The sequence below is a fragment of the Corynebacterium sp. HMSC27B11 genome (genome assembly GCF_001815985.1).
Taxonomy (GTDB): Bacteria; Actinomycetota; Actinomycetes; order Mycobacteriales; family Mycobacteriaceae; genus Corynebacterium.
The window spans coordinates 36,897-43,232 of sequence record NZ_KV823574.1; the positions used below are offsets into that span (position 1 = coordinate 36,897).

At 65.7% G+C, this 6,336-nt stretch carries 4 protein-coding genes; 3 read left to right on the plus strand and 1 reads right to left on the minus strand.

Annotated features, from left to right (window positions below; genetic code table 11):
• Window positions 1–7: 7 nt before the first annotated feature.
• On the minus strand, window positions 8–1,510 hold the full coding sequence (locus HMPREF3097_RS07960) for a dolichyl-phosphate-mannose--protein mannosyltransferase (RefSeq protein WP_246821342.1): 1,503 nt from the start codon (window positions 1,508–1,510) through the stop codon (window positions 8–10).
• A 125-nt stretch (window positions 1,511–1,635) separates the two neighbouring features.
• Here HMPREF3097_RS07960 and rsmI point away from each other — a divergent pair, with 125 nt between their 5' ends.
• The 3 genes from rsmI to metG all read left to right on the plus strand — a co-directional run.
• Complete coding sequence (gene rsmI, locus HMPREF3097_RS07965) at window positions 1,636–2,568, plus strand: 16S rRNA (cytidine(1402)-2'-O)-methyltransferase (RefSeq protein WP_371260101.1); 933 nt, start codon at window positions 1,636–1,638, stop codon at window positions 2,566–2,568.
• Window positions 2,569–2,750: 182 nt separating this feature from the next.
• Window positions 2,751–4,694, plus strand: coding sequence for a BCCT family transporter (locus HMPREF3097_RS07970; protein WP_070761814.1), 1,944 nt, complete (start codon window positions 2,751–2,753; stop codon window positions 4,692–4,694).
• 108 nt (window positions 4,695–4,802) lie between these two features.
• Window positions 4,803–6,336, plus strand: a 1,534-nt coding sequence (gene metG, locus HMPREF3097_RS07975) for a methionine--tRNA ligase (protein WP_246821337.1), incomplete at its 3' end; no start/stop codon positions are given.

The following is a 6,336-nucleotide window of genomic DNA, read 5'->3' on the forward strand; positions in this document are numbered from 1 at the left end:
GAGACCCTTAGTGCCAGGAAGGCAGCCACATGCGGGCTGCCCACTCGGCGGGGCTCAGCGGCATGGCCGTGTACAGCGGCAGGAAGAAGAGGAAATTCCACACCGCAAAGCCCAGGTAGGCCACGACCAGCGCCAGGCCGGCGTGGGCCTGCAACCACGCCACCGGGCGGTGCGTGCTGCCGGGCGCCATGCGCCACCCCAAGACACGGCCGCAGATCAGCGCCAGGCCGATGATGAGGAAGGGCGCGAGGTTCAGCGCATAGAAGAGGTACATCTGGCGGTCGGTGTTCAGCAGCCACGGCAGGAATCCGGCGGCGAAACCCACGACCGGCACGACCCACACCAGGTCCCGGAACCGGGCCAGGCGGTAGCAGCCATAGGCCAGCACCAGCACGGTGGGGAACCAGATCGCCGGCGTCCCAACCAGTAGCTCCACGGTGCGGGTGCCGTCCTCGTGGCTGGGGTTGTAGTACATCAGGCCGCGGGTGGAGGCCAGCCAGGACCAGGGCTTCGACTCCCACGGGTGGTTGTGCCCATTCGAGTTGGTCAGCTCCGAGTGAAAGCGAAGCACCGACACGTGGTAGTAGAGGAAGTTCAGGACAGAATCCGGCAGGAATCCCAGCGGGGATTCGGCCAGCGCGGTGGCGTCCTCGACGAGGCCGGACTCCACTGCGTGCCGGTACACGGAGGTCTCGCTACCGAACCACGCCCGCCAGGACAGCAGGTAGCAGCACACCGGGACGATGACGACCGCGAAGAAATGCGGCGGAGCGTCCCGAAGCAGCGCCCCCAGCAGCGGACGGCGCACGCCATAACGCCTGCGACGGTGCGCATCCAGGGCCACGAGGGCCACGCCGAAGAAGGCCATGTAGTACAGCCCGGACCACTTGATCGCCAGCGTGCCACCGAGCGCGACACCGGCGGCGAAGCGCCACCAGCGGAAGCCTAACCGCGGGCCAGCCGGGAAGTCCCCGATTCGGCCCTCACGAAACACGGCCCGGTAGCGGTGTTCCATCTCCTCGTGGTCGCGGACCAGGAAGTACACGGCGGCCAAAAGGAAGAGTGTTTGGAAGTGATCCAGCATCCCGGAACGGCTGGTCAGCAGCAGAATGCCATCGGAGAGGGCGAGCACGCCAGCCAGCAGGCCGACCAAGTCCGAGCGGGATAACCGCCGGGAGATGCCCGCGATCAGGCAGACCACCGCCACGCCCGCCAGCGCGGCGCACACCCGCCAGCCGAAGGGGGTGTAGCCAAAGACCTCCATTCCGGCGGCCATGATTTCCTTGGCCAGCGGCGGGTGCACGACCAGCCCATAGCCGGGGTTATCCTCGATGCCTCCCAGCACCAGGTGGTCCCAGCCGCGCAGGATCTGCCAGGCCTGGGGGACGTAGTGCTTTTCATCGAAGACCGGGGTACCGCCGTCAGTGGGGGAGCCCAGATTGACCATCCGAAGGAGGGCAGCGAAGGCGGCCAGCAGAAGCTGAATGAGAGCCCAACGGCGTTGGTTCATCCGCTGCTTCGGCTGGCCCACGCGGGGCTCGGCTGGCCCGGTGGTCGGCGCCGGGGTGGTCTTCGTTGTCACAGGGAAAGCTTATCCGATGTGGATTTTGCTTTAAGCGGTGCCATGCTGGTGGCATGAGCTCCGCACCGACGCACTCCCGCACCATTGACGCCCCAGCCCCGGAATTCGGCCACCTGTGGGAACAGGCCTGTGCCAATCCGCCGCTGCCGGACGGTGGCATCATTCTGGCTGCCACGCCCCTGGGCAACCCGCAGGATGCGTCGATCCGGCTGCTCCACGCCCTGGCCACCGCAGACGTGATCGCGGCGGAGGATACCCGCCGCAGCCGGGCGCTCGCCGACGCGCTGGGGGTAAGCATCCGTGGCAAGGTGCTCTCCAATTTCGATCACAACGAGGAGCACCGCGCCGAGGAGCTCGTCGAGGCCGCGGCCACCGGCCAGCGGGTGCTGGTCATCACGGACGCGGGCATGCCCTCCGTGTCGGACCCGGGTTTTCCTGCCGTCGTCGCAGCCCACCGGCGCGGCGTCCCGGTGACCTGCCTGCCGGGTCCGTCCGCTGTGCCGACGGCACTGGCGCTCTCCGGGATCGGGGTCGGTCACTTCCGCTTCCTGGGTTTTGCGCCGAGGAAGGACGGCCAGCGTCGTCAGTTCTTCGACGCCGCCCGCAGCGGGGACGAGGCCGTCTGTTTCTTCGAGTCACCCCACCGGCTGGCCTCCACGCTCGAAATTGCCGCCGAGGTGCTGGGAGAGGAGCGCGCGGCGGCCGTGTGCCGGGAGCTCACCAAGACCTTCGAGGAGGTCAAGGCGGGCACGCTCGGCCAGCTCGCCGAGTGGGCGGAGGCCGGAGTCAAGGGGGAGATCACTGTCGTCATCGAGGCGACCGCCGCCACGGCGGAGGTCGCGGCCGTAGACGTCGTGGGCGAGGTCGAGGAATTGGTATCCCAGGGGCAGCGGCTGAAGGCCGCCGCCGGGGAGGTAGCCGCTTCCCATGGTCTCGGAAAGCGGGACGTTTACGAGGCGGTACTGGCCGCCCGGGCGGAAAAATAGGCCACAACCTGCGCATCAAAGCGAATTTGTTATCAGATTGTTATCTCTTGGTAGGGAAGAGCGCCCTGAACAGCGCTATAACAATTCTGGCAGCCACCTAGAAAACCGCTGTGAGCCCGTTGCGAGCTCGATAACGGCGCCGAAAACTAGCGAAACGCAAAAATCCCACGCACAGTGGGGCAATGAGCAATTCTGAGAACACCCTTGACCAGCTGAAGGAAGGCAGTATCTCGCCGCAAGAGGCCCAAGACGCCGCGCGGCTGAGTGAACCCGCGGATAGTGCCGCGGCCAAGGACGAGCGCGCAGGCATCGACTGGGTCGTCACCGGCCCCGCCGCCGCGCTCGTCCTCGCCGTGGTGGCCTGGGGGCTCGTGGGCTCCGAATCCTTCGCCAACTTCGCCAGCCAGGCGCTGGATTACGTCGTCGTCGACTGGGGCTGGCTGTTCGTTCTGGCCTCGACCGTGTTCGTCTTCTTCGTGCTCTTCGTGGCCTTCTCGAAGTTCGGGCACATCAAGCTCGGCAAGGATAATGAACAGCCAGAGTTCTCGACATTCTCCTGGGTCGCGATGATGTTCGCCGCCGGCATGGGCATCGGCCTGATGTTCTACGGCACCACCGAGCCGCTGACCCACTTCCGCACCGGCGTACCGGGCCGCCCGGAGGGCAACGTGGGCGAGGCCTTCGCCTCCACGCTCTTCCACTGGGGTCTGCACCCATGGTCGCTGTACGCCATCGTCGGCCTGGCCATCGCCTACGGCACGTTCCGTCTGGGCCGCAAGCAGCTGCTGAGCTCCGCGTTCATCCCGCTGATCGGCCACCGCCTGGCCGAGGGCTGGCTCGGTAAGATCATCGACATCCTGGCTATTTTCGCCACCGTCTTCGGCACCGCCGCCTCCCTGGGTATTGGCGCTCGCCAGATCGCCTCGGGCATGGAAATCGTCGACTGGGTTGATAACCCCGGCAACACCCTGATCGTTGGCATCATCGTCGTGCTCGGCATCGCCTTCCTGATCTCTGCCGCATCCGGCGTGGGCAAGGGTATTCAGTGGATCTCGAATACGAACATGGTGCTGGCTTCGATCATCGCCCTGTTTGTCCTCATTGTCGGCCCGACCGTCGTCATCATGAGCATGGTCCCGACGACCCTGGGTAACTACCTGCAGGACTTCTTCGCCATGGCTTCCCGCACCGCACAGTCCTCCGAGGACGCCGGTGACTGGCTGTCTAGCTGGACCATTTTCTACTGGGCATGGTGGGTCTCCTGGTCCCCGTTCGTGGGCATGTTCCTGGCTCGTATTTCCCGCGGCCGTACCGTCCGCGAGTTCATCATGGTGATCCTGCTCGTCCCGACCTCCGTGACGATCCTGTGGTTCTCCATCTTCGGCGGTACCGCCATCCACCTCGAGGAGACCGGCAAGTCCATCTGGGGCGACGGTGACGCCACCAAGATGCTGTTCAACCTGCTGTACGAGTACCCATTCGGCGCGGGTGTGTCCATCATCGCGATGCTGCTGCTGGCCACCTTCTTCATCACCTCGGCGGACTCCGCTTCCACGGTGATGGGCAGTATGTCCCAGCGCGGCCGCCTCGTCGCGTCCCCGATCGTCACCGTCCTGTGGGGTGTGCTCACCTGCACCATCGCGGTGATCATGCTGACCACCGGCGATGCGGACTCCCTCGATAACCTGCAGAACATCACGATTATCGCGGCCTCCCCATTCGTGCTCATCATCATCGCGCTGATGTTCGCCGTGGTGAAGGCCCTGGGCGACGATCCGCTTTACCTGGACCAGAAGAACCAGCGGAAGATGGTGCTGCGCGTGGCCCGCGAATACCGGGAACGCGAAAACCGCGAGCTCGTGAAGCGCGCCCTCCGCACGAAGAACCGTCGCGAGGACGTCACCGGCACGACGGCAGCCACCGCACCGCACGCCCCGGCGACGGCAGACGCCGAGGCCGCGGTCGAGGACTCCACCGCCGCTCAGTCCTACGTCGCCGAGGACCTCGACGGCCTGGAGACGATGAGCGTCTACGACGGCGGGAAGGTCGTTGAGGTCGTCGACGCCGAAGACGTCGCCGACTACATCAACAACCGCAACGGCGAGGACGCCAGCGGACGCAGCTAAGCCGCCACGGTCCCTCGCAGAACTCAGCCCCACCTACCCGGTCGGAACTAGCCCCGGGAGGTGGGGCTTTGTTCGCGCAGCAGGCACGGATCTAATAGGGTTTAAGGCATGTCAAAGCGCGTACTCACCTCTGTTGCCTGGCCCTATGCCAACGGCCCCCGTCACATCGGCCACGTCGCCGGCTTCGGCGTCCCGTCCGACGTTTTTGCCCGTTATCAGCGAATGATCGGCAACGACGTGCTGATGGTCTCCGGCACGGATGAGCACGGCACCCCGCTGTTGGTGCAGGCGGATAAGGAAAACACCACGGTCCGCGAGCTCGCAGACCGCTACAACCGCATCATCGTCGAGGACCTCGTGGGACTGGGCCTGTCCTACGACCTGTTCACCCGCACCACCACCCGCAACCACTACGCGATCGTGCAGGAGCTGTTCCGCGGGCTCAACGACAACGGCTACATGCTCAAGCAGACCACCCGTGGTGCCGTGAGCCCGTCCACCGGCCGCACCCTCCCGGATCGCTACATCGAGGGAACCTGCCCGCTGTGTGGCGCCACCGACGCTCGCGGTGACCAGTGCGATAACTGCGGCAACCAGCTGGACCCGGCCGACCTGATCGACCCGCGCTCCAAGATCAACGGCGAGACCCCGGAGTTCGTCGACACCGAGCACTTCATGCTCGACCTGCCCGCCCTGGCCGAGGCGCTGGAGGAATGGCTGAAGGGACGCGATGACTGGCGCCCCAACGTCCTGAAGTTCTCCCTGAACCTGCTGAAGGACATCCGGCCCCGCGCGATGAGCCGCGACATCGACTGGGGCGTGCCCGTCCCGATCGAGGGCTGGCAGGACAACAACGCCAAGAAGCTCTACGTCTGGTTCGACGCGGTCGTCGGCTACCTCTCCGCATCCATCGAGTGGGCCTGGCGCACCGGCGACCCGGAGGCCTGGCGCAAGTGGTGGAACGACCCGGAGGCCGTGTCCTACTACTTCATGGGCAAGGACAACATCACCTTCCACTCCCAGATCTGGCCAGGCGAGATGCTCGGCTACGCCGGCAAGGGGAGCAAGGGCGGCGAGCAGGGCGAGCTGGGCGAGCTGAATCTGCCCACCGAGGTCGTCTCCTCCGAGTTTCTGACCATGTCCGGCTCCAAGTTCTCCTCCTCCAAGGGCGTCGTGATCTACGTCCGCGACTTCCTCAAGGAGTTCGGCCCCGACGCGCTGCGCTACTTCATCGCCGTCGCAGGCCCCGAGAACACGGACACGGACTTCACCTGGGATGAGTTCGTCCGCCGCATCAACTCGGAGCTGGCCAACGAGTGGGGCAATCTCGTTAACCGCACGGTCTCCATGGCGCACAAGAACTTCGGCGAGATCCCGCAGCCGGGCGAGTTCACCGCCGAGGATCAGGAGCTGCTGGACGAGGCGAAGCAGGCCTACACCGTGGTCGGCGACGCGCTGCAGCTCTCCAAGTTCAAGGCAGGCATGACCGAGGCCATGCGCATCGCAGCGCGGGCCAACCAGTACATCGCCGCCCAGGAGCCGTGGAAGCTGGCGAAGGACGAGACCCAGCGCGAGCGCCTGGCTACCGTCCTGTACGTTGCCCTGCAGGTTGTCGCGGACGTCAACATCCTGATGCCCCCGT